Source organism: Oleiphilus sp. HI0080 (assembly GCF_001635135.1).
Map to the genome: position 1 here is coordinate 1 of NZ_LWFU01000717.1, position 2,200 is coordinate 2,200.

At 47.5% G+C, this 2,200-nt stretch carries 3 protein-coding genes; 1 reads left to right on the forward strand and 2 read right to left on the reverse strand.

The annotated features are described in order from the left end of the window. Positions 1 to 2: 2 nt before the first annotated feature. Positions 3 to 287: a hypothetical protein gene (locus tag A3751_RS15440; RefSeq protein WP_068457739.1), complete on the reverse strand. Its 285-nt coding sequence runs from the start codon at positions 285 to 287 to the stop codon at positions 3 to 5. Between the two features lie 435 nt (positions 288 to 722). On the opposite strand from A3751_RS15440, the gene A3751_RS15445 reads away from it, so the two are divergent. Further along, positions 723 to 1,295, forward strand: coding sequence for a DUF3750 domain-containing protein (locus tag A3751_RS15445; protein ID WP_231876910.1), 573 nt, complete (start codon positions 723 to 725; stop codon positions 1,293 to 1,295). Positions 1,296 to 1,348: 53 nt separating this feature from the next. On the opposite strand, the gene A3751_RS15450 is transcribed toward A3751_RS15445, so the two are convergent. After that, positions 1,349 to 2,062, reverse strand: coding sequence for an aspartate/glutamate racemase family protein (locus A3751_RS15450; RefSeq protein WP_068457741.1), 714 nt, complete (start codon positions 2,060 to 2,062; stop codon positions 1,349 to 1,351). Positions 2,063 to 2,200 lie beyond the last annotated feature (138 nt).

Sequence of the window (2,200 nt, forward strand, 5' to 3'; positions counted from 1 at the left end):
AGTTATTTAATACGCAAAATGCCGTCCGTTTCTAGTACTGTTTTTGCATCGGCGCGTTCTATTACTTTTAACAGCGTAGTTTGAATCGTTTCATCTTTTTTGGCGTCGCCTTTACTGCAAAATGTTTGTTCTTGGGCGAGCGCGCCTTCTTCTGAAATAAAAGCGACAACGACTTCGCTTGCGCATTCAGCTGTTTCACCAAAATAGGTTATTGTGATTTGCGGATATCCCTGAAATCCTTTCTTCACTCTTTTTGCTATACGTTTGGTCGATTTATCTAAATTCATAATAGGTATCCGGGAGCTTATATGGCTGCAACCATGGGCGAGTAGGCCAAAACTGCGAAGACTGTGAAGTCCAAACACTCTTAGAGTGCTGCATATGATTTGCAGTGTGATGCTTTTTATTTCTTATCATAGGTCCTAAATGATGGATCAAACATAGATGTGTTTTGTACGTTACATATTCGAAAATCTGAAGAACTCTATTCTCATTTCTTGGAAGTTAGTGGTGATTCATTCTGAGTCAAATAGAAACACCTATCCTGCATGGTTAGCCGAGAGATTTGAAGGCATTATTCGCAATAGTTGCGTTGCAATAAGCTGAACTTGGCAGTTAAATAAAACGAAGCCGCATGAGCAATGGTCGTGAACGCTGATTTGAGTAAACTAATCGACAGCAAACAGCGTACCCTTCCTTGAACTATGACATCGGAGTACCTCGTGTTGTTGCGCACATGTTCTAAAACAAAGCAGGCTTGGCCGAGTTGGCGACGCGCGTTACTGCTCGTTACAGCCGTTTTCATCCTAGCTGGTTGCAGCACCACGTCGTGGCGTGATGCAACCCGTGAATCGGCGAACATTGCTCCGCTGCCCTCTGAATATTCAGACGCGATTGTGCAGGTTTATGCAGCAGATACTTGGGGGTGGAGGGGCATCTTCGCGGTGCATACGTGGATTTCAGTCAAGCCAAGTAATGCGGATACTTATACTGTTTTGGAAGTGGTCGGATGGCGTGCGAAGTGGGGTGTTCCTGTATTGCGTGTCGAGTCTGATCTGCCTGACAGACATTGGTATGGCGCAGAGCCCGAACTTGTTTATGAAAAACGAGGAGAGGGGGTGGACGAGATCATTAGTCAGATTTTAGAAGCCTCTCTTGATTACCCTTGGGCCAACGAATATGTAGTGTTTCCCGGCCCAAATAGCAATACGTACCCCGCATGGTTAGCCGAGCAAGTCGACGGCTTTGATCCTGACTTGCCATTTCGTGCGATCGGTAGCGGTTGGACGCCATAGCGACCGTTGATCGTCTGATTTTTCATCTGTTGATCGTCTGTAAGCCGACCTATTTACGAGTCTTGCTCGCACTCAGCAGCGAGCATAAATTCTACCGCTTTGCGGGCATGGATCGCTGTCGTGTCGAATAGAGGTGTGTCGGTATCGGCTTGCTCAACGAGTAGGCCTATCTCTGTGCAACCCAAGATGACAGCCTCGGCTCCTTGAGCTGCCATCCGCTCTATAACGTCTAAATAGGTTTTGCGTGAACGCGTCAGGATATTCCCCAAACAGAGCTCTTCGTAGATGATGCGGTGAACGTCAGCCCTGTCTGACGTAGTCGGTGTTATGACCTTCAAGCCAAAGTGTTGTGTCAGTCGGCCTTTGTAAAAGTCCTGCTCCATTGTGAAGGCTGTGCCTAGTAACCCGACTGTTTTGACGTTGGCATGAACGAGTGCTTCGCCAGTCGCGTCGGCGATGTGCAACAGGGGAATGTTAATCGCTGATTGAACAGCGTCTGCTACTTTGTGCATGGTGTTTGTGCAAATAAGCAGACCGTCTGCGCCAGCAGCCTCGACCGATACCGCAGCACTTGCGAGTATTTCACCCGCTTGTTGCCAATTGTCTTGCATCTGTAATGCTTCTATTTCAGCAAAGTCGACACTCACCATGGCGATTTTGGCGGAGTGCAAGCCGCCGAGATGGTTTTTAACGCCTTCGTTGATCGCTTTGTAATAGCCTTGTGTGCTTTCCCAGCTCATGCCGCCTAATAGGCCGATGGTTTTCATCTTGTTTTTCCTTGTGATGAGATTAAGTCTGCGTGTTGAGCGCAGCATTACATATTGGTGGTTCTCAGCAAAACTGACTGGTGATCTTGTGAATGGATGCCATTACTTGCTCACATATAGCCGGGTTAGTGGCATCGG